Source organism: Dysgonomonas sp. ZJ279, assembly GCF_011039205.1.
Classification (GTDB): Bacteria; Bacteroidota; Bacteroidia; order Bacteroidales; family Dysgonomonadaceae; genus Dysgonomonas.
On the sequence record NZ_JAAKEL010000004.1, the window covers coordinates 265,502 to 288,563 of the forward strand.

At 35.9% G+C, this 23,062-nt stretch carries 21 protein-coding genes, 1 tRNA gene and 1 pseudogene; 9 read left to right on the forward strand and 14 right to left on the reverse strand.

Annotated elements, in window-relative coordinates; translation table 11 throughout:
* Positions 1-193: 193 nt before the first annotated feature.
* A complete protein-coding gene (locus tag G7Y57_RS07880; protein WP_165021913.1) occupies positions 194-1,195 on the forward strand; it encodes an acyltransferase family protein in 1,002 nt (333 codons plus the stop codon).
* Positions 1,196-1,317: 122 nt separating this feature from the next.
* Here G7Y57_RS07880 and G7Y57_RS07885 read toward each other — a convergent pair whose 3' ends face one another.
* Positions 1,318-2,154 carry a TerC family protein gene (locus G7Y57_RS07885; protein WP_165021915.1) on the reverse strand — a complete coding sequence of 279 codons (837 nt, stop codon included), beginning with the start codon at positions 2,152-2,154 and terminating at the stop codon, positions 1,318-1,320.
* 168 nt (positions 2,155-2,322) lie between these two features.
* On the opposite strand from G7Y57_RS07885, the gene G7Y57_RS07890 reads away from it, so the two are divergent.
* Positions 2,323-3,549 carry an HD domain-containing protein gene (locus G7Y57_RS07890; protein ID WP_165021919.1) on the forward strand — a complete coding sequence of 409 codons (1,227 nt, stop codon included), beginning with the start codon at positions 2,323-2,325 and terminating at the stop codon, positions 3,547-3,549.
* A 94-nt stretch (positions 3,550-3,643) separates the two neighbouring features.
* On the opposite strand, the gene scpA is transcribed toward G7Y57_RS07890, so the two are convergent.
* Both scpA and mutA read right to left on the reverse strand, forming a co-directional pair.
* A complete protein-coding gene (gene scpA, locus G7Y57_RS07895; RefSeq protein WP_165021937.1) occupies positions 3,644-5,791 on the reverse strand; it encodes a methylmalonyl-CoA mutase in 2,148 nt (715 codons plus the stop codon).
* A gap of 33 nt (positions 5,792-5,824) precedes the next feature.
* The gene (gene mutA, locus G7Y57_RS07900) at positions 5,825-7,717 is read right to left on the reverse strand and encodes a methylmalonyl-CoA mutase small subunit (RefSeq protein WP_165021940.1); all 1,893 of its coding nucleotides are present in this window, start codon (positions 7,715-7,717) and stop codon (positions 5,825-5,827) included.
* Between the two features lie 454 nt (positions 7,718-8,171).
* Between mutA and G7Y57_RS07905 the strand changes: the two genes are divergently transcribed.
* The 3 genes from G7Y57_RS07905 to G7Y57_RS07915 all read left to right on the forward strand — a co-directional run bounded on the left by G7Y57_RS07905 (position 8,172) and on the right by G7Y57_RS07915 (position 10,614).
* Positions 8,172-8,245: transfer RNA gene (locus tag G7Y57_RS07905), tRNA-Arg, on the forward strand.
* 280 nt (positions 8,246-8,525) lie between these two features.
* Positions 8,526-9,605, forward strand: coding sequence for a site-specific integrase (locus tag G7Y57_RS07910; RefSeq protein ID WP_165021943.1), 1,080 nt, complete (start codon positions 8,526-8,528; stop codon positions 9,603-9,605).
* A 577-nt stretch (positions 9,606-10,182) separates the two neighbouring features.
* Positions 10,183-10,614 carry a transposase gene (locus G7Y57_RS07915; protein ID WP_165021946.1) on the forward strand — a complete coding sequence of 144 codons (432 nt, stop codon included), beginning with the start codon at positions 10,183-10,185 and terminating at the stop codon, positions 10,612-10,614.
* Here the strand turns inward: G7Y57_RS07915 and G7Y57_RS07920 are convergent.
* From G7Y57_RS07920 to G7Y57_RS07930, 3 genes are read right to left on the reverse strand one after another with little or no spacing between them, the layout of a single operon-like run.
* On the reverse strand, positions 10,604-10,915 hold the full coding sequence (locus tag G7Y57_RS07920) for an aldo/keto reductase (protein WP_165022029.1): 312 nt from the start codon (positions 10,913-10,915) through the stop codon (positions 10,604-10,606). The two genes, G7Y57_RS07915 and G7Y57_RS07920, sit on opposite strands and share 11 nt — an antisense overlap.
* A gap of 18 nt (positions 10,916-10,933) precedes the next feature.
* The gene (locus G7Y57_RS07925) at positions 10,934-11,800 is read right to left on the reverse strand and encodes an NmrA family NAD(P)-binding protein (protein ID WP_165021950.1); all 867 of its coding nucleotides are present in this window, start codon (positions 11,798-11,800) and stop codon (positions 10,934-10,936) included.
* A complete protein-coding gene (locus G7Y57_RS07930; RefSeq protein WP_165021953.1) occupies positions 11,800-12,255 on the reverse strand; it encodes a GNAT family N-acetyltransferase in 456 nt (151 codons plus the stop codon). The genes G7Y57_RS07925 and G7Y57_RS07930 overlap by 1 nt, the downstream gene beginning before the upstream one ends.
* A 206-nt stretch (positions 12,256-12,461) precedes the next feature.
* On the opposite strand from G7Y57_RS07930, the gene G7Y57_RS07935 reads away from it, so the two are divergent.
* Positions 12,462-13,037 carry an HdeD family acid-resistance protein gene (locus tag G7Y57_RS07935; RefSeq protein ID WP_165021956.1) on the forward strand — a complete coding sequence of 192 codons (576 nt, stop codon included), beginning with the start codon at positions 12,462-12,464 and terminating at the stop codon, positions 13,035-13,037.
* A gap of 50 nt (positions 13,038-13,087) precedes the next feature.
* The gene (locus tag G7Y57_RS07940; protein WP_165021960.1) at positions 13,088-13,819 is read left to right on the forward strand and encodes a tetratricopeptide repeat protein; all 732 of its coding nucleotides are present in this window, start codon (positions 13,088-13,090) and stop codon (positions 13,817-13,819) included.
* 1 nt (position 13,820) lies between these two features.
* Here G7Y57_RS07940 and G7Y57_RS07945 read toward each other — a convergent pair whose 3' ends face one another.
* From G7Y57_RS07945 to G7Y57_RS07980, 8 genes are all read right to left on the reverse strand, one after another.
* Positions 13,821-14,921 (reverse strand): glycosyltransferase, encoded by a 1,101-nt coding sequence (locus tag G7Y57_RS07945; RefSeq protein ID WP_165021973.1) that lies wholly within the window; start codon positions 14,919-14,921, stop codon positions 13,821-13,823.
* On the reverse strand, positions 14,918-15,535 hold the full coding sequence (locus tag G7Y57_RS07950; protein WP_165021975.1) for a lysophospholipid acyltransferase family protein: 618 nt from the start codon (positions 15,533-15,535) through the stop codon (positions 14,918-14,920). Before G7Y57_RS07950 ends, G7Y57_RS07945 begins: the two co-directional genes overlap by 4 nt.
* The gene (locus G7Y57_RS07955; RefSeq protein WP_165021977.1) at positions 15,532-16,197 is read right to left on the reverse strand and encodes a carotenoid biosynthesis protein; all 666 of its coding nucleotides are present in this window, start codon (positions 16,195-16,197) and stop codon (positions 15,532-15,534) included. Before G7Y57_RS07955 ends, G7Y57_RS07950 begins: the two co-directional genes overlap by 4 nt.
* Positions 16,198-16,258: 61 nt before the next feature.
* On the reverse strand, positions 16,259-17,728 hold the full coding sequence (gene crtD / locus G7Y57_RS07960; RefSeq protein ID WP_165021979.1) for a 1-hydroxycarotenoid 3,4-desaturase CrtD: 1,470 nt from the start codon (positions 17,726-17,728) through the stop codon (positions 16,259-16,261).
* Positions 17,725-18,240 carry an isopentenyl-diphosphate Delta-isomerase gene (gene idi, locus G7Y57_RS07965; RefSeq protein WP_165021981.1) on the reverse strand — a complete coding sequence of 172 codons (516 nt, stop codon included), beginning with the start codon at positions 18,238-18,240 and terminating at the stop codon, positions 17,725-17,727. Before idi ends, crtD begins: the two co-directional genes overlap by 4 nt.
* 4 nt (positions 18,241-18,244) lie before the next feature.
* Positions 18,245-19,075, reverse strand: a complete 831-nt coding sequence (locus G7Y57_RS07970; protein WP_165021983.1) for a phytoene/squalene synthase family protein — start codon at positions 19,073-19,075, stop codon at positions 18,245-18,247.
* Positions 19,059-20,543, reverse strand: a complete 1,485-nt coding sequence (locus tag G7Y57_RS07975) for a phytoene desaturase family protein (protein WP_165021985.1) — start codon at positions 20,541-20,543, stop codon at positions 19,059-19,061. Before G7Y57_RS07975 ends, G7Y57_RS07970 begins: the two co-directional genes overlap by 17 nt.
* 1,122 nt (positions 20,544-21,665) lie before the next feature.
* Positions 21,666-22,010 (reverse strand): multidrug efflux MFS transporter, encoded by a 345-nt coding sequence (locus G7Y57_RS07980; protein ID WP_165021987.1) that lies wholly within the window; start codon positions 22,008-22,010, stop codon positions 21,666-21,668.
* Between the two features lie 296 nt (positions 22,011-22,306).
* On the opposite strand from G7Y57_RS07980, the gene G7Y57_RS17885 reads away from it, so the two are divergent.
* Complete coding sequence (locus G7Y57_RS17885; protein WP_221412116.1) at positions 22,307-22,471, forward strand: DUF5675 family protein; 165 nt, start codon at positions 22,307-22,309, stop codon at positions 22,469-22,471.
* Positions 22,471-22,947: pseudogene (locus G7Y57_RS07985) on the forward strand (phage portal protein); the annotation flags it as partial. The gene G7Y57_RS17885 and the pseudogene G7Y57_RS07985, both read left to right, overlap by 1 nt.
* Between the last annotated feature and the right edge of the window lie 115 nt (positions 22,948-23,062).

The window sequence follows — 23,062 nt, forward strand, 5'->3', positions numbered from 1 at the left end:
TTTCGCTATATACAGATAAGTTTTCCTGTGTTAAAATAAATAATAAAAACATACTGGTATGTCTTTATTATTTTTATCTTTAACTAGTTAAATCTATATATTGTGAGCCAGACATATTCCTTTTTCACTTGTCTTTTTCTCAAAATTCATATTTGCAAATTATTGTTGGCGGTCGAATTAATTTTATATCGTTATGAACAAACGAATTGAGTATTATGATTTCCTTCGTGGGGTCGCGATTATCGGTGTAATAGGTATCCATGCCTTTTGGTCTTACCAAGATTACCTAAAAGAAACAGGTATAACAATGTTCGACATCAATATTTTTATCCGCCAACTTATCGGCTGTTGCGTACCTATGTTTCTTGCTTTGTCGGGTTTCTTTCTGGCCAACAAGGATGTTTCGTCATTTGCAAAATATAGGCAATTTTTACGTAAGCAAGTGGCGCGCGTTTATATTCCCTGCCTTATATTCTCACTTCCATTTCTATATTGGGGAGTTTGCAAGAGTTTGGGAATAAACAACTCTTTTATTGAGGTCTGTACCAAACGTTGGTTGATCTGTAAAGATGGAAACATCATAGACAACATCCTATATTATTTGGTCTGTGCCAAAGGTGTGTTCTACTTTGCTGCTGTGATTATTCAATTTTATTTTCTTTTACCAATAATGCAATGTCTAGCTAACAAAAAAGTAGTCGGGCTTTGGATAGCTTTTGCAATTTCCTTTGTTAGTACTGTTGTTCTTTATTACATTGTTTACATTGCCCAGATCAATCTTTCTCTCATTATCTATGGTGGGCTTTTTCCTTTCTGGATTCTCTACTTCGTAATTGGCGTATTTTATGGTAAAGGATATCGTTTTGGCTTTTCTTGGAAAATGTTGGCTGTAATTGCTCTTTTACTCGTACCTGTACTTTATGCTGAAACCTATTATATGGTAATCGATCTGGGATATAACCTTCCGGCGGCAATGGGTAATCGAAAGTTTTCGTGGATCGTTTACTGTGTGGTCTGCCTTCTACTGATGTTTGAGGCAGTAGATACATATTTCTTACTGTTTGTTATTAAGGCTGTCAATCCACATATACATTGGCTGATTGAAACCGTTTTATCGCTGCTGCTTTCGATGGCATTCATATGGATTTGCCGCAAGATATCTTTACCTTTTTCAAAGAAGTATCTTGGATTTTAACCGTTATTGGTTGAACATAGTAAAGAAGTTATCTTAGCTTTCGGAAAACAATGTAAAAAAAGAAACGTTGGTTATTTATATTTTTCGATACAAATAACCAACGTTTATCATGTATATAATTCTTACTTTTCTTCTTCCTTCTCTATCAATTCAGAATCGTGTAACTTTACAGGCTTCGATTTTCTTCTTAGCTTCATATTTAACACTTCTACCAATAATGAGAATGCAATAGCAAAATAGATATACCCTTTAGGAATTTCACCTACGGTACTTCCAAATATTGACAGGTCAGACAAATGTGCAGCCTCAACTAATAGCATCACCCCTATTAGTATAAGGAAAGATAATCCTAGCATTTGTATAGTCGGATGCTCATTTACGAACTTGCTAACAGGGCCGGAGAATAAAAGCATAATCAGAACGGCTATAACAACGGCTGTGACCATGATAGTCATAGCACCTACATAACCAAACTCATTGAAACTAACGAGCCCTACGGCGGTAAGAACACTATCGAACGAGAATACTATATCTAATGCCACAATCTGAGCAATAACTCCCGCAAAACTATGCTTACGAACATTGCCATGTGCACCCTCTTCTTCACCTTCCAGTTTGTGATGAATTTCAGTTACACTCTTGTATAAAAGAAATAATCCACCTATTAATATTATAATACCTTGACCTGATATATAACCACTTAACCATTCGAGATCGAATGTAAAAATAGGCTTAGTCAATTTCATTAGCCAAGATATACAGAACAATAATGCAATACGGAAAAGCATGGCTAAAGTAAGACCTACGGCACGTGCTTTAGGTTGCTCATTTGCCGGGAGCTTAGACGAAACAATAGATAGGAATACGATATTATCGATACCTAGAACTATTTCGAGAAAACTTAAAGTCAACAATGCTATCCAAGCACTGGGTAGGAGAAAGGTTTCAAAGATTTCCATATTATCTATTAATTTTTCCACAAATTTAATAAAGAAGATTATCAGTACTCATATAAATCATTTACTATTTTTATATAATTCGTAATTAATCTGAATAAAAACGAATAGGCACAAATCAGAAAAAATATCTTTATCTTTGATCATCCTAAAAAATAACGTTCCTGAATAATGAGCAATAAGAAAAAAATAATAAATGATCCTGTATTTGGCTTTATAACAATACCTAATAATTTTTTATACAGTCTCATTCAGCACCCCTTTCTGCAAAGGTTAAACCGCATAAAACAATTGGGGTTAGCATCATTTGTATACCCTGGTGCGCAGCATACACGTTTGCATCATTCTATTGGAGCTATGTACTTGATGGACGAAGCTATTCATAATCTAAGAGCTAAAGGACACGAAATAACTGTAGAGGAAGCCAATGGAGCGATGGCATGTATCCTTCTACACGATGTGGGGCATGGTCCATTTTCTCATGTATTAGAATTTACACTAACCAATGGCATACATCACGAAGAATTTTCATTAGAGTTGATGAAATGGCTAAATGAAGAATTAGATGGCCAATTAGATATTTGTATCTCCATTTTCAAGAATGAATACCCTAAAAAGTTCTTGCATCAGCTAGTGAGTGGACAGTTGGATGTGGATAGGCTCGATTATTTGCGTCGCGATAGTTTTTTTACCGGTGTAACTGAAGGAAATATTGGTTCGGCCCGTATTATTAAAATGCTTGATTTGCGTAATGATAAATTGGTCGTTGAATCGAAAGGTATTTATTCGATAGAAAACTTTCTGATGTCGCGTCGATTGATGTATTGGCAGGTATATCTGCATAAAACAGCCGTAGCTGCTGAAAAGATGCTTATAAAAACTTTCACCAGAGCCAAGGAACTATCAAGTAATGGAACAACATTGTTTGCATCGCCATATCTTCAATATTTTTTAGAGAACGAGGTTAATAAATCATTTTTTGCTCAACATCATAAAGATGTATTAAATCATTTCGTAAATCTTGATGATAACGATATATGGTGCGCTCTCAAAGTCTGGTCTAACCACGAAGACAAGGTCTTATCTAAACTTAGTTCTTGTCTGATCAACAGAAAACTGTTTAAAATAGAAATAACGAACGAACCACAATCTCTGGAGCGTACACAGCAATATATAGATCAATACATGAAGTCATTGAAGATCGATGCACATGAGGCTTCTTATCTGTTGTCGTGTGATGTTATTTCATCCAATATGTATAATGAAGTAGACGATAGTATCGATATATTATATAATGATGGCTCTATAAAAGATATATCGGAGGCTTCGGATATGTTAAATATTCAGCTATTAGCGAAAAAAGTTGAAAAATATTATTTCACGTATTTGAAATTATAGATTTAACATAAAGATTATTCTATAAGTTTTATAGAAAACAAAGAAGGTCGCTTCCGTTGGGAGCGACCTTCCTATATATAGTATTTACATTATTTTACTCAGCTAGTAAAATCTGCATCATCTGAACAGCAGCTTTTGCCACAGATGTTCCAGGTCCAAAGATGGCAGCAACACCAGCTTTGTAAAGATAATCATAATCTTGTGCAGGAATTACCCCTCCGGCAATTACAATAATATCTTCGCGACCAAGTTTCTTAAGCTCTTCCATTACTTGAGGCACAAGTGTTTTGTGACCGGCAGCAAGAGATGAAACACCAAGAACATTCACATCATTCTCAACAGCTTGGCGAGCAGCTTCTTCCGGAGTCTGGAACAATGGTCCCATATCTACGTCGAATCCGCAGTCAGCATAACCTGTTGCAACAACTTTAGCTCCACGGTCGTGACCATCTTGCCCCATTTTGGCAATCATGATACGTGGTTGACGACCTTCTTTCTTCGCAAATTGTTCCACTAGTTCACAAGCTTCTTGGAACGTAGGGTCTTTTTTAGTTTCTGATGAATACACGCCTGAAATAGTTCTAATTATTGCTTTGTAACGACCCACTACTTCTTCGCAAGCATCAGAGATTTCTCCCAATGTTGCACGAACACGAGCTGCTTCAACAGCAAGCTCTAGCAAGTTACCTTCTTTTGTCTTAACACATTCTGTAATGGCAGCAAGTGCTTTCTTCACAGCCTCGTTATCACGTTTAGATCTTAGTTCTTCGAGACGTTCTATTTGTTGACGACGTACTTCAGTATTATCAACATCAAGAATATCGATCGGATCTTCTTTCTCTAGGCGATATTTGTTAACACCTATAATAGTTTGTTGTCCCGAATCAATCTTAGCTTGCGTACGAGCAGCAGCTTCTTCGATACGCATCTTAGGCAGACCTGTCTCGATTGCTTTTGCCATACCACCAAGTTTTTGAACTTCTTGGATCAGATCCCATGCTTTATGAACAAGTTCGTTAGTCATAGTTTCTACATAAAAAGAACCTGCCCAAGGGTCAATCTCTTTACATATTTGAGTTTCCTCTTGGATATATATCTGGGTATTACGAGCAATACGCGCCGAGAAGTCTGTAGGCAATGCAATAGCTTCATCTAATGCATTAGTATGAAGTGATTGCGTATGTCCAAGAGCAGCAGCCATAGCTTCGATACATGTACGGCCAACATTATTAAATGGATCTTGCTCAGTCAACGACCATCCTGATGTTTGAGAGTGAGTACGTAGTGCAAGCGACTTAGGATTCTTAGCTCCAAAGCTTTGAACGATCTTAGCCCATAACAAACGTCCTGCACGCATTTTAGCAATCTCCATGAAGTGGTTCATTCCGATTGCCCAGAAGAACGATAGGCGAGGAGCGAAGGCATCTACTCCGATACCTGCATCGATACCTGCTTTAAGATATTCCATACCATCGGCAAGTGTATAAGCTAACTCGATGTCTGCTGTTGCACCTGCTTCTTGCATGTGATAGCCCGAAATAGAGATAGAGTTGAACTTAGGCATCTTTTGAGATGTATATTCAAATATATCAGCAATGATTTGCATTGAGAATTCTGGTGGGTAGATATATGTGTTACGCACCATGAATTCCTTTAGAATATCGTTTTGAATTGTACCAGCCATTTCTTCCAGCTTAGCACCTTGTTCTAATCCTGCATTGATATAAAAAGCAAGAATAGGAAGTACTGCACCATTCATTGTCATAGATACTGACATTTGGTTCAATGGAATACCATCGAATAGTACTTTCATATCTTCTACCGAGCAAATAGATACTCCGGCTTTACCAACATCACCAACCACACGAGGATGATCTGCGTCGTATCCACGATGTGTAGCAAGGTCGAATGCTACCGAAAGGCCTTTTTGTCCTGATGCAAGGTTACGACGGTAGAATGCATTTGATTCGCTTGCTGTAGAAAATCCTGCATACTGACGGATTGTCCAAGGACGCATAGCGTACATACCAGAGTATGGTCCGCGTAAGAATGGAGGAATACCCGATGCATAGTTCAGATGCTCCATGCCTTCAAGGTCTTCTTTTGTATAAACAGGCTTAACCGGGATTAGTTCAGGTGTTTTCCAAGTAGCCTCGATACCGTTATCAGCAACCCATTTTGCCGCGTCTATCGCTGCAAATCCGGATTGTTTGATGTCTATATTTTTAAAATTTGGTTTCATACTATTTTTTTTATGCTGTTCGCTATTAATTTATTAGATTCCCAATTTAGAGCTAAAGCTTTTTAATGTTTCAAGTACATTACTTTTTACATTCACAAAGTTTTCGATACCTTGAGCTTTAAGTTCTTCTGTACAAGCAGGAGCACCTGCTACTACGAAGATTTCTTTTCCTTTCACTAAATTGTATGCCTCCGGAGCAAGTGTTGCATATTCATCATCACTTGAACAAAGTACAATAATATCTGCTTTCTTTTCGCGAGCAGCTTTTACACCGGCTTCTACTGTATCAAATCCTAAATTGTCAACAATTTTATATCCTGCGCAACCGAAGAAGTTAGCTGAGAACTGAGAACGTGCAAGGCGCATACCCAGATTTCCGATAGTTAACATAAATACAGTTGGGGTTTTACCCGATTTTTCTGTTGCAAGACGAAGTTCTTCGTATGAAGTAGCGAGACGATCGGCAGGTAATGCTTCGTATGGAGCACCTTCCGAAGAACATCCACAACCACAACCTGAAGTTTCTTTCATTATTTTGCTTGCAGCAACTTCAGTAAAATTAGGATATTGGTTAGTTCCCAATAGCACTTCACGACGAGTAGCCAATGCTTTAACTCGATTGTTAGCCGAAGCTTTTACCGCAGTTTGAACAGTGTTAGCTTTCAATGCGTTGTAGAATCCTAGTTCATCTACTTCAAGGAATAACTTCCAAGCTTGTTCAGCTATTGAAACAGTTAAATTTTCAATATAGTAAGAACCTGCAGACGGATCAGTCACTTTATCAAAATGACACTCTTCTTTCAGAAGTAATTGCTGATTACGGGCAATTCTTTCAGAGAAGTCATCCGATTCTTTATAAGTTTCGTCAAACGGACGTACAGTCAGAGAGTTAACGCCTGCGAGAGTTGCAGACATTGCTTCTGTCTGAGTACGAAGTAAGTTTACATGCGCATCATAAATAGTCTTATTAAACATAGATGTTTGAGCATGTGTATAAATTTTAGCAGCACAACGACAAAAACCTCCTTCTGACTTGTTAGGACAGTCGTGGTTGCAAAGTGGTTGGTAAGCATCAACAATTTCAGCCCATAACCATCGTGCAGCTCTGAACTTAGCTATTTCCATGAAATAGTTGCCGCTAATACCAAAATTGAATTTGATCTTTTTAGCAACAAGTGCGGCATCTAATCCAGCTTCGATAAGTTTACTTAATAGTTGATTTCCATTAGCCAACGCATATCCTAATTCCTGATAGATGTATGCACCACCATCACTTGTAAGATGAGCGTTTACACTTAGTACGCGGAAACGCGGAAGCGAAGCCGAAGCTTTCACTATAGTTGCTGCCTGTTCTACCCAATCGCCACAATCTTTACCTTTCTTTAATAAAGGTTTGAATGCATCATAATTGATAGAGCCAAAACATTTCATTACATCTACATCCAGTTCTTTGTAGTAATCGGCTACGATCTTAGTTAATTCCACAGATTTCTTATGACATGTAGAGAAATTCAGTTCTACTGCTTCAGGACAAATGTCTTTCAATAATGTCTTGATGTTGTCTGCTGTTACGTCTTCGCTCTTTATTGCAAAAGAAAGAGAAGTGATACCTTTGTTCAGAACATCTAGGGCTTTAGCATTTGCTGCTTTAAAGTCTATAACATTAATGTCTTGGCGTGTATACCAGTCGTTGTCTTTTTTAGTTCCACGAACGTAAGGGAATACACCGGGAAGAGATTCAAGCGTATTTAAACCCTCAATGTCTTCATTTCTGTAAAACGGGTTCACGTTAAAACCTTCATTTGTTCTCCAAACGAGTTTTTTCTCAAAGTCAGCACCTTTCAGATCGGCAGTGATTTTCGCCATCCACTCTTCGGTAGAGACTGGAGGAAAATTTGAAAAAAGCTTTTCTTTTTGATTAGCCATGATTTTTAAATTTGTTTTAATGTATAGGTATATCTTGTATTTTATTGATTCTTAATCTATTGCAACACCATTATCTATGTGTGTATAAATTATATTTATAAGTGCTTAAATTCAAATAGTTACCTTTTTTGAAAGGCAACACAAAAGTAAAATATTTTGTTTGGTTAATAAAGCTTTTTAAGGTATAATTTGTTTAAAAAGCCATATTTTGAGGAATTGAAAGACATATTACAATCTTCAATAACATTTTTGAGTTGTAGTCACTTAGTGATATCTTAGAAATATGGTCTCGATCTTTTAGAAAAAAGTAGCTTACCTACTGATTTAAAGCCTCCTAAATTTACATATTCTTATTTTAGTCCCTTTCGTAGAAACAAAATGTGAAACTTTTCGCTTAAATTATTTTTATTTATTCAAAAAATACTATCTTTGCACTCGCTATTAAGCAAAAGATGGTCCGGTAGCTCAGCTGGATAGAGCATCAGCCTTCTAAGCTGAGGGTCCTAGGTTCGAATCCTAGCCGGATCACTTAACGGAACAGAACTAAAAGACAGTTCAAAGCCAAAACAAGACAAACCTCTATAAATTAATGATTTATAGAGGTTTTTTCTTTTCTGTAAAGACACCTCTAAGACAGTATAATATCAAATTCGGACAAAAAATCGTTACCAAATCGTTACCCGATATATCGGTAAAAAAATGGTAACGATTTATTAAATAAGTCCTTGATTTGTCGATTATTGCCTCTGTTTTGTCCACGATGTTTATGAAAGTATAAAGTATTTTTACAAACAAAAAGGTAAACATTATGAAGGCAACTTTTAGAACACTTTTCTACCTCAGAAAAAATCGCCCGAACAGTAACGGACTTGTATCGATCATGGCGAGGATAACCGTAAATGGTCAAATAACCCAATTCAATACAAAATTGGAAGTCAATCCGGATATATGGGATACCAAACTAGGCAAAGTAAAAGGTCGTAATGCAGATGCGACTAATCTGAACAGGCTCTTGGACAACCTGCGGACAAAAATGGACAAAATCTATAATAAACTGATGGATACAAAAGGATATGCTTTGCCCGAAACTATAAAAAATATTCTATTTGGTATTGATCCTGAAAGAAAAACACTTCTTCAATATTTTACCTTACATAATGAGCAGTACAAACTCAAAGTAGGTAAAACTACCAGTCAGATAACTTACTCAAGATATGAACTGACCAAAGAACGTATTGAGGAGTTTATTAAAAAGGAATATAAGCTATCTGATATTCCACTTCCTGAAATAGATTTCCTATTCGTTGAGAAATTTTACCTCTTACTGCGTAACGATCATGATTGCAGTAATAATACAGCCATGAAGTTTATTCAGCGGTTCAGGTCTGTATTCAATTTCTGTGTCAACTTGGGAGCTGAAATAAAGATAAACCCTTTTGCCAATTTTAAATTTCATACAGAAAAAGTACATCGGGAAGTGTTGACACAGGAAGAAATAAACCTGATTTACAATAAAAAATTCTCCACCCAAAGGTTGGAGCAAGTGCGGGATATCTTCATATTTTGTTGTTATACAGGTCTTTCTTACAGCGATGTGCTGAAGCTCCAAGAAGATGAAATCCGAAGATCATTCGATAAGAACCTTTGGATAATGACCGAACAGAAGAAAACGAACGAAAAAGTAAATGTTATGCTTTTGGATATACCATTAGCAATTATAGATAAATACAGTAAACAAGGTAAATTGCATGGTGGAAGGTTGTTCCCTGTCTCCACCAACCAAAAGATGAACGAATACCTGAAGGAAATTGCAGATTTATGTGGTTTAAAGCGGACTTTATCCACTCATGTAGCACGTCATACATTTGCCACATTTCTTTTATTTTAAAACAACCATCTAAATATCAGCATTTTAAAACATGGCTAAAATCCAATGGGTAATGGTTTAGTAATAGAACTCTGACTTTGATCTGCTTTATTTTTCATTTGTTCAAATAACTCTACACCAAAGATAAACATTCTTTCTAATGTTTTATTGAAAAGCAAAAATATTTGAAGGTCTAGAATTAATCGATTCAAAGTGCGAAAATACTTTTTGGGAATACAGGTTAAAACGTTCCCGTTTATTGAATAAATTATTCATTATCAATCACATTTAATGTGATGCAAAGTTAGGGTTTGATAATGACTGGGAAATACCATATTTATGGCATTTTTATATCTTACTTTCGGTATCATTAAGTAATGATATGTTCCACGCTATGCTCTTTAATACTTCTAATAATAGAACAAATGGAGAGTTTCAAGTCCAACTCTCAGATCAGAAAGAATATATCACTGACAGTATCTATAAAATGAAAGCGAAACGGTTATCTGCCCTTATAAAGTAACTTGATAAAGCTATCGAATCAATCAAGACAGAAATAGAATCTATAGTAATTAACGGTGAATTATTACATCATCAGATGAATTTATTAATGAGCATTAAAGGCACTGGGCATAAAACAGCTTTTATGATGATATTGGAAACACAAGCTTTGACAAGATCTACATGCAGTCGAAAATTTTGTTTTCATATAGGTGTTGTACCATTTAGATGTTTGTCAGACAGTAGTCAAGTACCACTTTTATCAAATAAAAAAATTAAAGCTCTGTTACATTTAGCTGTATTATCAGCCATCCAAAATAAAAAAAGTGAATTTAGAATTTATTACGACAGAAAAATTATCAAAGGAAAAAAGATGTCTGTTTTAAACACTATCAGAGCAAAGCGTGTCGCTTGTACGTTTACTGTTATTAAGAATAAAGGATATTACAAAAAAGAGTATATAAACCACTATACTATCCCACCAAATTTCTTATATATTGGGTGGGATAGAATTATCATCAAATATTGAATTTAGCTTCACAAATCCCTTTTATGCTTGCAGGATAGTGATGATCAAAAATTGAACTTTTTCCTGTGCCAAGTGTAGTAATCGCAGCCATATCTTCGGCAGTAAGTTCAAAATCGAATATACTGATATTCTCAATAATACGTTCTTTTGACTTCGATTTTGGGATAACCACAACATCACGTTGAACCAACCAACGCAGAATCACCTGTGCTACACTCTTATTGTATTTGTCGGCAATACCTTTCAGAAGTTCATTATTAAGAACACCTGCGTCGTGTGCGAAAGGACTCCATGATTCTATCTGAAGATTCTTTTTGAACTACTTAAAAAGGTTCTCCCTACTTACAAATTCTAAGAGAAGGGTCGGATTTTTACCCATAATTTTCAGATAATTATTACTAATATGAGGAGGCTTCTGAAATCGCGGTAAGAAGTGGAGCATTATCATCACCATAACCATAGGTGCGACTACACCTTGACTTTTTTTATAACAGAAAAAACGAATTAAATTCGGACTTTCATATTTTAAGTCGGTGTTTAATGTCGAATTTATAATCGACACTACTTCGTCAAAACTCAAGTTTTCGCTCCCTGTTATCTCCAAAGCCTGATTGCAGTACCGTCTAAAATCCAATAAAACTTTTGCTGCCACTTCGCCGATATTGATAACGTCTACCCAATTGAATTTTGCTTTACCGGCAGGGAGAACTATTTTTCGGTTCTTAATATCGTCAGCAAGTGTAGTAGTGAGATTCTGCATAAAGTAAGAAGGACGCAAAAAAACATATTGCAAGTTATTTTTCCGAATTAGTTTTTCAATTTTAGCATGAGGAATGAAACTCATTTTCTCAGCCCCTTGAACAGAAAGGAAAACTACTTTACTAATCCCACATTGACAAACAGATTCAATCATCGGAAGGAATACTTTATCTACATTTGCGATCTGTGGAGGGCGCAGTAAAAACAATATATCTATTCCTTCAAATGCAGATTTGTAGCTATCGGCATCTTCAAAATCAAAATACCTGTACATCAGGTTTTTCAATTCAGGATAAAGGCATCGAGCCTTCTCTACATTTCTTACTCCTACAATTATCTCTTCATCTGATAAATACTGGAACAAAAAATTTATGGTTTCAATTCCTACATTCCCGGTTGCTCCGGTTATTAATATACGTGTGCCCATTATTCGGTTTCTCCAAAACTCATCATACGCATCTCTTCCATTTCAGAAAATCCTGACTTCAGATAAAATCTATAAGGAAAGAAATCTTTACCCGTAAATAGTATAATCGTTTTGATGTTTATTTCATTTAGTTCTTTTTTTATAGACTCCATTAATTTTCGACCGATTCCTTTATTCTGATATTCGGGCGACACAAACATCTCTTTGACATAGTAATAATCCCCCATATAATACGGCTCTATATTTCCGATACAACATCCCACAAGACTATCTTCTTCCCATACCATAAGCCCTATAAACCTTGGAGAATTGTAGAAACACTCCAATTTTTCAAGTGCTTTTTCTTTTGTCCAATTATCGTTCCAGGGTTCACTGTTATATGCTTTGACAAGCACCTCGGCACAATCTTTGAGAACATCATCAGATTCAATACGTTGACATTTTATATTATTCATTGTTTCATGTTTTTTGTGCTAACACAAAGATAATCATCTAATATATATTCTTTTCATATATTAATTCTGAATTTCTCACCTGCTTGATTTGTTTAAGAAATAGAACATTAGTGTTTAGTAATAAGTTGAAAAATAAATATTTAGAACAAAAACAAATAACAGACTCGATTTGTTTACTCTTTATAAAATATAAAAATTGAAACTTTATGAAAAATGATGCTTTTAAATCGGAGAAACAATCAGTTAAGTATTCGTGGACATCGCTGATTGTAGGTATTATAGCCATATTACTAGGTATGTGGGCTACTGTTAGTCCAGAGAAAACGCTGTTAACATTATCTCTTATTTTTAGTTTTAGCTTTATTATAAGCGGTTTGTTTGAATTGGCTTTTGCCTTACTTAACAGAAAAACACTTAACGGTTGGGGTTGGACATTTATAAGTGGTATTATCGACCTATTGTTTGGTCTTCTGCTTTTGTCAATGCCTGTAGCCAGTATTTTAGTCCTTATGTTTTTTGTAGGATTCTGGATTCTCTTTCATTCCATCCTGAGTATTGGCTCGGCTATAGAACTTCAACGCAATGGTGTAAGAAATTGGGGCTTAATGTTATTTCTTTCCATATTAGGTGTAATTTTAGGTTTCATGCTTATTACTAACCCTGTATTTGCGAGTGGGTTTCTTATTACTGTTTTCGCTTTTTCACTCATATTGTATGGTATACAACGTATATTTTATGCAGACAGGCTTAGAGCTCTTATCAAAAAAGTAAATGAAAAATAAAGTATCTAATTTGCATTGAATGTATAAGTAAGTACTCAATAAAATCAAGAATGACAGTAAATAAATATTATTCAGTACTAGTAGTACTATTTATGTCCTTATCCATAAATGCCACAAATAATAAAGAGGCTATTTATAATGCCTTTATAACCGGAAATATGGCAGAGTGGAAAACTATTATAACGGATATTGAATCTCGCAAATTAACTTCTGTCTCCGATAAACTGGAACTTGTAAATTATTATTATGGCTACATTGGTTATAATCTGGGGGTGAAAAAAAAGAAAGAGGCAGCAATATATGTCGATAAGATGGAAACCATTTTGGATGAATTAACCAAGTTGAGTCCAAATGTTGCCGACGTATATGCCTATAAGGCAGCTTTGGTTGGTTTCAAGATAGGATTATCGCCTTACAAAGCACCTTTTATCGGCAAATCGAGCGGCGAAAATGCTAAAAAAGCACTTGCCATAGACGGAGATAATATTCAAGGAAATATAGAACAGGCAAATGTTCTGTATTATTCCCCATCCGCTTTTGGCGGCGATAAGGCAAAGGCAAAAGAGTATTACAAAAAAGCAGTATCTCTTTTCGAGAACAATCCTACACTACTAAAACAAAATTGGTTGTATTTAAGCCTGCTTACCAAGATAGCCGAAATACAAGAGGAAGAAAAGGACTTTAAGAGTGCAAAACAAACTTACGATAAGATATTGGCTAAAGAACCCAATTATTCTTATGTTAAGAACGAGTTGTTACCAAATCTAAAGAAAAAAATGTAAGCTAGTCGATAAAAATATCGCGTTCTTTCCATGTCAGCGACTTATGTTTGCGATGTAACAAAGCGATGCACATAATTTTCAAAAAGATAAAGTGCTGATGCACCATATATAAGAGATTGCTTTTCACAGACTGTTTACTCGCTTTTGATATAAACACTCTTATCAGAACGATAGAGCAGACGTACATTGCCGATGCGTAGCCTCCCAGCAAAAAGTACAGTATTACAGGAGATAAGGTAGTGAAAGCGGCAAACAATAACCCTGTTACAATGCTTCCACCAAAAAAATCGAATACGTTTTTCGAAAACCCATCAATAGATTCATCTAACGTGTTATACATTTTGCATTGTATATCTTCGTTGCCAAGAATAGTACTTACACGCATTTTCTTTTTTTTGTAATACCTGCAAATAGCAATATCCTCCACCTTGTTTGCCTTATGAATCGAGTGTGGTGCTAGCTGCTTGTAAGCTTGTGCCTCGAAGAACATAAATTGCCCGTTGGCAGCCGAAAAAGAAGTCCAGCTTGACCAGCGAATCAATATAAGAGGTAACAAACTCAATAATATCCAATTCATCAGAGGAATGGCGAGCAGCGTTTCTTTACTGCTGATAATTTGCTTGGGGAAGATAGACAATAGCTTTAGCTTTTGTTTCTTCATCAAATAAACCGATTGCTCTATCAACTGATGCTTTACCCTTACATCTGCATCTAAAAATAGAAAGTACTCTCCTGTGGCTTTTAAAGACAGGTTTTGGCAGGCAAAATTTTTCCCTAGCCATCCTTTTTCTAACTCTCCTCCCTCTATAAGTATTATATTGGGGTTGTTATGCATTGCCTGTTTTACAATATTGACAGTATTGTCGGTCGAACAATCGTTGTATACGATTACTTCATAATTAGTGTAGGATAGATTCTCAATATCAGCTAACAGTTTACCTATATTTGCTTCTTCGTTTCGGGTAGGTATCAGTATCGAAACTTTCGGATGATTTTCAAGACGAACGCCCTGCGGGAGATACACATTTGTCAACAGATTTACGGCAGATACGAGTAGTCTTATGAACCCTAAAAACAATATGGCATATCCTATATATATCATTTCTCAGTCTGGTTTTTAATACATTCGTGCGTAAAACGGGTAAAGTCTTGCTGAATAGTTTCGATGTCTATCGTGTCCCCCAAAGTATACGGTGTGAAGTAGATATTCAATGAAGGCTTCTTATAAGAGAAGTAATCCACCAAATTTACATTAAAAACGATTTGTACTTCTCCGTTCAGCTTCTTTAAAATATATTCCAGTCCTTTCTCAAAAACAAAATCGTGTGTATACAGTGTCTGTATTTCTCCCTGAGGAAAAATCAGCAATACATTTTCTTTGTGTTTTAATAAATCAGTTGTATATGCCAAGCTTTCAACAATATCTCTGCTGCTTTTTCGGATCGAAAAAGCTCCTCCTTTATTAAGGATCATAAATTTTCGGAGCTGTTCTTCGAGCATCATTACATACAGTTTTCGCTTGAAAACTCTCTTGTTAAGCCACAATTGTATAAAACCATCCCACCACGAGAAGTGATTTGCAATTAAGAGAACGGGCTTCCCATTATCTTCAAAATCACCTATTACTGTGATTTCTCTAAAATACCTCTTGAGTTGTATTTTTGCATATAGATCAAAGAACAGAACTCCCAGATATGTTTTATTGGCTTTTATCATTGGATGAACAATAAGCTAAAAATACTGATGATGGCGAAAAATAGCATTTGAATCCAAAACAAGGCTCCTGCGGATTTATTATCGACCGAAATCTTACATGAGACTAACAAACTGTGATAAAATAATGCGGCAACAAACCATGTTACAAAATTTTCGACAGGCGGATAGAATGTCTTGAAATGCCACATCTGCATCGGAGGTGCAGCCAATTCTAATATTAAATCATAGCCAATCATTAGCGAAGCTCCACCTGCTATTCTGAGATATGCGTTAGTTGTAAAACGAGAGATAATAGACTGCGAAGCATATACGAGAAATACCCAATTGAGTCCGATAATGAGAGGGGTATTCCACAATTTCAATCCCAAACTTACGTCGTATTGATATTCACCAAAAAGAAGACCTGAATTGACGCCTGCCACTTCGAGAAAGAACGAACTGAAAGCAATGAAAGCAAATACTAAGACAGTAGATTTATTCCACTCTTTATGATGGAAAAGTATACAGGCAATAACCAATATAAGTGTAAAAGCAGTAATGCTGAAAAATAATTCCCGGGTGTAAGGTATTATAAATAGTAACAAGCCGACAAAATAAAAACGTAAGAAGGTCTTTGGCAGCTCTTCTTCCGAAATCATTTTCTGTAAGACTTTATTTTTCATACTTGTCATTTCAGTTATCAGTTATCAGTTAACAGTTAACAAAACTTATAACTTGTAACTATTAAATTTTAGTTGCAGCGGGTATTTCTTTGCATACTATCTCGGAGCTGGCAATGCAAAGCGGAATACCACCGCCCGGATGTACGCTTCCTCCTACAAAGTATAGATTTTTTATGCTGCTAAGCAAATTAGGATGTCGCAAAAAAGCGGAGAACATCGAATTGGATGCCGTTCCGTATAAAGCACCGCCGTAGCTGAGCGTGTTTTTCTCTATTGTGAGTGGCGACCCGATGCGTTCAAACTCCATATACTCCTCAATATTGGTGTTTAAAGCCTTATTTATTTTTGTTATAATATTCTTCCGTGCATCACTTATCAGCTTGTCCCAATTCTGACCGCAGTCGGCAGGGACATTGATCATCACAAACCAATTTCCGGAGCCTTTCGGGGCATCGGATGGTACGGCCTTCGAACTGATAAATATATATACCGTAGGGTCGTCAATTATAGTTTTGCTTTTAAAGATATGGGTAAACTCATCTTTATACCGATTGCTAAAGAGAATATTATGCACATCGAGACCGCTGAATTCTTTTTTTATGCCCCAATAAAATATCATAGCCGACGAAGAAGGCACGGCATTGTTCAACCGCTTCTTCAATGGATGATTCAGCATATTATTAGCCAGATATTTAGCGTCAACGTCCGATACAATTGTATTGTATGAATGTATCTTGTCGTTTACCCGAATGCCTGTTGCCTTCTTATTCTCAACCACAATTTCAGTAACTAAACTATTGAATCTGAATTCTACGCCTTTCTTTATTGCCAGTTCGTACAGGCTTTGCACAATGGCATACATTCCCATTTTGGGGAAGAAAGCTCCTATATTATTTTCGAGATGGGCAATCATATTCAGCGTAGCAGGAGCTTTATACGGGTCAGAACCATTATAGGTTGCATATCGGTCGAACAGTTGCACCAGCCTTTTGTCGTTAAACGATTTTTGGTTTGCCTCGTGCATTGTTCTGGTAAAATTCAGCTTATGCAATTTGAATACTATATTCCTGAAAGGAGGCTTATTGAAATTCGATAATTTGTGAAAATCGTTAAACAGAAAAACGGGGGCACTTGCATTGTATAATTCCTCCGATTCCAGTAAACGCTTTTGTATATGTTCGTATTTTTCAATTGTTTTCGATTCAATTTCTGCCTTTAGCTTTTCTTTATCGTGGTAAAAGTTGAACTCCATACCATCGGGAAAGAAATACTTACAATTATTATCAAGTAATTCATAGGGCAAATAATCTTTCAGATTCTCACCGCTTTCAGCAAAAAGGTCTTCCAGCAGATGGGGTAGTGTAAACAACGAGGGGCCTGTGTCGAAACGATAGCCTCTCTCTTTTATTTCGGCTATTTTACCTCCGGCAGTTGTATTTTTTTCGTAAACCACTACCTTATGCCCTTTATTTGCCAAGCGGATAGCCGAAGCCAGCCCTCCAATACCCGATCCTATAATTGCTATATTCATACCAAGTGCCTTTCTATATATTCATGGTATCCTTCTATGATAATTTTAAACCACGGGGTGTATCCGTCGGGGTTTCTTACTATATCTTCTCTGATGTCATTCAGATACATATATTTAAAATCGTTTACTTCCTCTTTGTTTATCAAAGGTACATCATCCGTAAATCCAATAAAAACATGATCTATTTCATGCTCGGTCAATTCATTGTCAAAAGGGGCTTTGTACTGAAACTTAAATAAAAATTGTAGTGCCGTGTCTATTCCCATCTCTTCCCTGAGCCTTCTGTGAGCCGCCTCTTCGGGTGTTTCATCCTGATAAGGATGGCTGCAACAGGTATTGGTCCACTTGCCCGGCGTATGGTATTTTCCGGTTGCACGTTGTTGAAGTAATAGTTGCCCTTTCGAATTAAATATTAGTACTGAAAACGCACGATGCAACAACCCCTGTTGATGTGCCTCAAGTTTCGACATATATCCAATCGTTTCGTCGTTTTCATTGACAAGAATTACCATATTTTTAGTTTAATTTCGTCGTTATGTATGCTCTGCAAAGCAGAAATAGTTTTTGATGATTAGGTACACTGATTCGTTTCTTCATTAGTTCGTCGGGCTTTGTCTTTTCAATCATCTCAGTTAATTTAAGGTAATACAGATAAGCTGTATACACACCTAGTTTTGATTCATTTGGCAATCTTTTTATACCTATCATCGCTTGTTCGTAATCTTTGTATATATTTTGTAATATTATATCTTTTGTCTTTTTATTCAACGGTTGATGTTTGAGTATCGGAAAATAAGTCCTTTTAAGTTCTTCTGTGTCATGCTGTAAATCCCTTAGGAAATTGACTTTCTGAAAGGCTGCTCCCAATCGCATGGCATAAGGTTTGAGTTCATCATAATATTCTTTATCGCCTTTTACAAAAACCCTCAGACACATAAGCCCTACAACTTCTGCCGAACCATAGATGTATTCGTTGATTTCCTGATCGTCAAATTTTTGCTTTCTTAAATCGCTTCGCATACTATTCAGAAACGATTGTATCAGGTCATCTTCTATAGAATAAGCCTTTACTGTTTGCTGAAACGAATTAAGTATAGGGTTTAGGCTAATTCCATCTCTCAACGCTTCGTAGTAGCTCTTTTCGTAATTATCGAGTAAAAGTTCTTTATCATACTTATGAAATGTATCGACTATTTCATCGGCAAATCTTACAAATCCGTATATACTATATATTGCATCTCTTATAGACTCATCCAGGCAACGGACTCCTATAGCAAAAGAGGTACTGTATTGCTTGGTTACCATTTTACTGGTCTCGAACGAGATTCGGTTAAATAGTTTTTCCATAACCTGTTTCCTTTAAATAAGAATTTGCTAATCCTGAAACAATTTTACCTGAAATAATTGCCGGAGGTACTCCGGGACCCGGAACGGTTAACTGTCCTGTATAAAATAAGTTTCTTATTCTTTTGTTTTGCATTTTGGGTTTTAAGAAAGCTGTTTGTGATAATATATTTGATAAACCATAAGCATTTCCTTTATATGCGTTATAATCACGAACAAAGTCGCTTGTTGTGAAGCTCTGATGAAAGATGATCGATTCTTTTACCGATTGGTTAGTCAGCCTTTCGAGACGTTCTATTATCCGATCGAAATACAGTTGCCTGATTTCCTCCAAATCTTTCAATCCGGGAGCGATAGGTATTAAAAAGATGGCTGCCTCTTTGCCTTCAGGGGCAACAGTGGCATCTGTGATACTGGGAAAGCTGGCATAGAATAACGGATCGTCGGGCCATGCGGCTTTGTCGTATATTTGCGAAGCGTGTATCTCGAAATTAGAGTCGAAGAATAATGTGTGATGAGATACATTTTTCAGTTTCTTATCGAGTGCCACATAATACATCAGGGCAGACGGTGCAAACACACGCTGCTTCCAATATTCTTGGCTATAATTGCGATATTTGTTTTCGAGAAGTTTTTCGGTATGCTGATAGTCGGCTCCCGATATTACTAAGTCTGCCGGATAAAATACGCCATCTACTGTAACTCCTGTTGTTAAATCATTCTCCACATTTATTTTTTCGACGGGACTGTTCGTTTTTATTGTTACGCCATAGCTTTCTGCCAATTGCTTCATCGCTTTTACCAATTCGAACATTCCTCCCTGTATGTGCCACGTGCCCAATACCATATCGGCATGATTCATAAAACAATAAAAGGCCGGTGTTTTATCGGGTTTTGCTCCCAGAAAAAGTACCGGAAATTCTAAGAGTTGTCTGAGCTTAGGGCTTTTTACACCTTTTCTGATCTTGCTGCTGATGCTTTGTAGGAATTGGAATGCACGCATAGCAGTAGCAGGCATAATCAACTCAAATATGCTCTTTCCCGGTTTATAAACAACTTTATTGATGGCTACATCATAATTGAAATGAGCTTCTTTCAAATACTTTTGTAAAAATTCACTGCTTCCGGCTTCCTCCTTTTCAAATAGTTGGTATATTTTATTCAAATCTGCCGAAATAGACAAAGAGTCATTTTTGCCGAAGTAAACTTCATAGCCGGGATCTAACCGTATCAGCTTATAATAATCGGATGTTTTTTTATTGAAATCACCAAAGAACGAATCGAATATATCGGGCATCCAATAGAATGTAGGACCCATATCGAAAGTAAAGCCCTGTGTTTTCAATTGTCTGGCTCGACCTCCGATCATTTCATTTTTTTCTAAAACTGTTACCTGATAACCTTCTTTGCCTAAATAACAAGCGGCAGAAAGGCTGGAAAATCCAGAGCCAATGATTATAATTTTTTTCATATTTATGATTTACTCCGGATGTTGATAAGGTTACCTATCTTTGAAATAACATTGTAATTAAATATATATATAAACAATATCTACAGATCGTTTATAAAACATAAATATAACAATTAGAGTTCGTTTTTGTTTTAGATTTTTAACCATAGATATTCGTTGAATAAGGTGTAAATGTAAGCTTAACCCGATGGTCAATGAATATTACTTGGGTAGAGTTCTCTGCCTTTCCATGGCTGCCTTCTGAAAAAATAGACATTTATAGTAAGAATCGAATATTATATTAACTTGCCTGTATGTCTAATGATAAATATAAGTAGCATGAATTAGAGCATTCTACATAAATTTATCTTTATTTGTGCTTTGATAACATGTGACTTATTCACTTTTGGTTGGTAAACAATAATGCGGCTTATTTCAGCTAGTCGCTGATAAAACATAAACTTAGTCACTCTTTAGCTGAAGTTGCTTTAAAGGGTGTTTAAAAAGCATATAAAAGGGAGTAAATCGACTCTTGTGATACTCCCTTTATTTGAGGTGAGATTGTCTATTTGTTTCATATGCCTATGTTAAATATTACTTGATAATATGTGGAAGTATGCATTTTTATATCTGTCGAGTCAATTGATTTTTATTATCTAAAATAATCGAGGAGGCAAACCTTTTAAAATAGATTAATAGTTTTTCACTATTGTGTAATCCCGGAAATAAAGTGTTATCATAAATATTATTGATACGATAATAGGCATACGCTATATAAGCTATTATATAATGTGTATATCATATATATTATGCTGATATTAGCAATTATTGATATCCATGCGTTAAATTTAGCTTTATTTAAAGTAATTTTGAATTAGTTTAAAACGTTTTTTATATACACTTGGGAGTATAAAACAATGTAAAATAAAAATACAGATCAAAAGATAAAAAAGTCTTCCCTGTTTAAGAAACAAAAGATCACATATTTTTTTGCATACTTCTACATATTATCGCATAAAAAAAATGATCGGGAAGGCTTTAGTTATCCTGCATACTATCAATAATGTAGAAAAAACCTTTTTTTAAATAGGATGCTAATGTACAATAAAATACATAGCAATGAAATTAACTGTATCTAAAGTGTTATCCGCTAGGTGATTGTTTCGCTACGGAAAATTCAGATGGAATACCTCTCAATGCCACATTCACAATCGAAGGCAATACTAGCCCTACACCAAAACCATGTATAGCCAGCAAAAAGCATATAAGCCCGTAAGAAATAGACTCATTCCTAAAAGCAACTATCTGCAAGACTATAGATATGATAATCAGAATTACCCCTGCTTGAAGTATCCTTTTTCCATGATTAGCTATAAACCGGATCGCAAGCACCGACGATACCATTAATCCTACTCCCTGCACCACAATGACAGTACCGGCATCTATGGCATTCATAGCCAGCCCATCCTGAAAGAAGAGACTTAACATCAGAAAAAAAGAATCGAGCATCATATAAAAGCCCGGCCAAGATTGAAGTTGCTGTATTTAAACAACCTGACATCAATCAAAGGCGACTTATTTGTCCTGGTTTTCTTTATCTGGTCTTTAATGAAGTAATAAAACAAACAAACCGAAAGTATCAGCAATAGAATACACCAAAAAGGCCAATTGTGCTCCCGCCCTTGAGTCAGTGGGTAAATTAAACTGATGAGTGCTACTGTGAGAACTATCGTTCCTGAGTAGTCAAACTTTTCGTTTTTGATCAATACTGTGTACCACACTTTATAGGGATATTAATTCATTCAGGCATTAATGAGAAAGACAGTGCAGGTTGCCTGATCGTAGGCTTCAATACAGTAAAAGGAAAAGTACTTCAATCGAGATTTACTTCCGATAAACTAAACACAAAACTCAATAATCAGAAAGAGATAACAATCGAGATAGTGTAATGGCGAGTAACAAACTAAAACCGCCTAAATCTGTCCGCATTGATTTTAAGCCATCGCCTCGTCAATACGAGTTATGGAAACTACTTCAACCTGATTTTTGTCCTCTATACGGTGCAGGAATCCAGCAAGTATTGATCGGATATGATATTAACCGGAACCCACAATATAAACCACAATGCATTAAATGCCTGAATCAGAACCTACCTCAACTTATACTGGGGGGCGGCTCTGCGGGCGGGGGCAAAAGTTATCTGGGGAGTGTATGGTTGATAAGCAGTTGTATCCGTTTCGATAACATCCGGGCTGTCGTAGCTCGGAAAACACTCAAATCATTGAAAGAATCGACTTGGAATACCATTAAATTGATATTGAAGGACTTGGGATTGAAGGAAGATGTAAACTTTAAGATTAATAATCTGGAAGGTACACTCTTATTTTGGAATGATTCGGTAATTATAATGAAGGAAATGGCAGACTGTCTTGTCCTAAAATAAGTTGACAGATTATGAATAATAAATAGTTAGCTTTATCATAAAAATATATATTCCTATCCTAGGTTTACATCGAATGTTTTATTTCGATAGTTTTTAT

Coding starts and splice junctions, on each gene's coding strand:
- G7Y57_RS07880 (WP_165021913.1), top strand. CDS start 194: ATGAACAAACGAATTGAGTATTATGATTTCCTTCGTGGGGTCGCGATT.
- G7Y57_RS07885 (WP_165021915.1), bottom strand. CDS start 2,154: ATGGAAATCTTTGAAACCTTTCTCCTACCCAGTGCTTGGATAGCATTG.
- G7Y57_RS07890 (WP_165021919.1), top strand. CDS start 2,323: ATGAGCAATAAGAAAAAAATAATAAATGATCCTGTATTTGGCTTTATA.
- scpA (WP_165021937.1), bottom strand. CDS start 5,791: ATGAAACCAAATTTTAAAAATATAGACATCAAACAATCCGGATTTGCA.
- mutA (WP_165021940.1), bottom strand. CDS start 7,717: ATGGCTAATCAAAAAGAAAAGCTTTTTTCAAATTTTCCTCCAGTCTCT.
- G7Y57_RS07910 (WP_165021943.1), top strand. CDS start 8,526: ATGAAGGCAACTTTTAGAACACTTTTCTACCTCAGAAAAAATCGCCCG.
- G7Y57_RS07915 (WP_165021946.1), top strand. CDS start 10,183: ATGAATTTATTAATGAGCATTAAAGGCACTGGGCATAAAACAGCTTTT.
- G7Y57_RS07925 (WP_165021950.1), bottom strand. CDS start 11,800: ATGGGCACACGTATATTAATAACCGGAGCAACCGGGAATGTAGGAATT.
- G7Y57_RS07930 (WP_165021953.1), bottom strand. CDS start 12,255: ATGAATAATATAAAATGTCAACGTATTGAATCTGATGATGTTCTCAAA.
- G7Y57_RS07935 (WP_165021956.1), top strand. CDS start 12,462: ATGAAAAATGATGCTTTTAAATCGGAGAAACAATCAGTTAAGTATTCG.
- G7Y57_RS07940 (WP_165021960.1), top strand. CDS start 13,088: ATGACAGTAAATAAATATTATTCAGTACTAGTAGTACTATTTATGTCC.
- G7Y57_RS07945 (WP_165021973.1), bottom strand. CDS start 14,921: ATGATATATATAGGATATGCCATATTGTTTTTAGGGTTCATAAGACTA.
- G7Y57_RS07950 (WP_165021975.1), bottom strand. CDS start 15,535: ATGATAAAAGCCAATAAAACATATCTGGGAGTTCTGTTCTTTGATCTA.
- G7Y57_RS07955 (WP_165021977.1), bottom strand. CDS start 16,197: ATGAAAAATAAAGTCTTACAGAAAATGATTTCGGAAGAAGAGCTGCCA.
- crtD (WP_165021979.1), bottom strand. CDS start 17,728: ATGAATATAGCAATTATAGGATCGGGTATTGGAGGGCTGGCTTCGGCT.
- idi (WP_165021981.1), bottom strand. CDS start 18,240: ATGGTAATTCTTGTCAATGAAAACGACGAAACGATTGGATATATGTCG.
- G7Y57_RS07970 (WP_165021983.1), bottom strand. CDS start 19,075: ATGGAAAAACTATTTAACCGAATCTCGTTCGAGACCAGTAAAATGGTA.
- G7Y57_RS07975 (WP_165021985.1), bottom strand. CDS start 20,543: ATGAAAAAAATTATAATCATTGGCTCTGGATTTTCCAGCCTTTCTGCC.
- G7Y57_RS07980 (WP_165021987.1), bottom strand. CDS start 22,010: ATGTTAAGTCTCTTCTTTCAGGATGGGCTGGCTATGAATGCCATAGAT.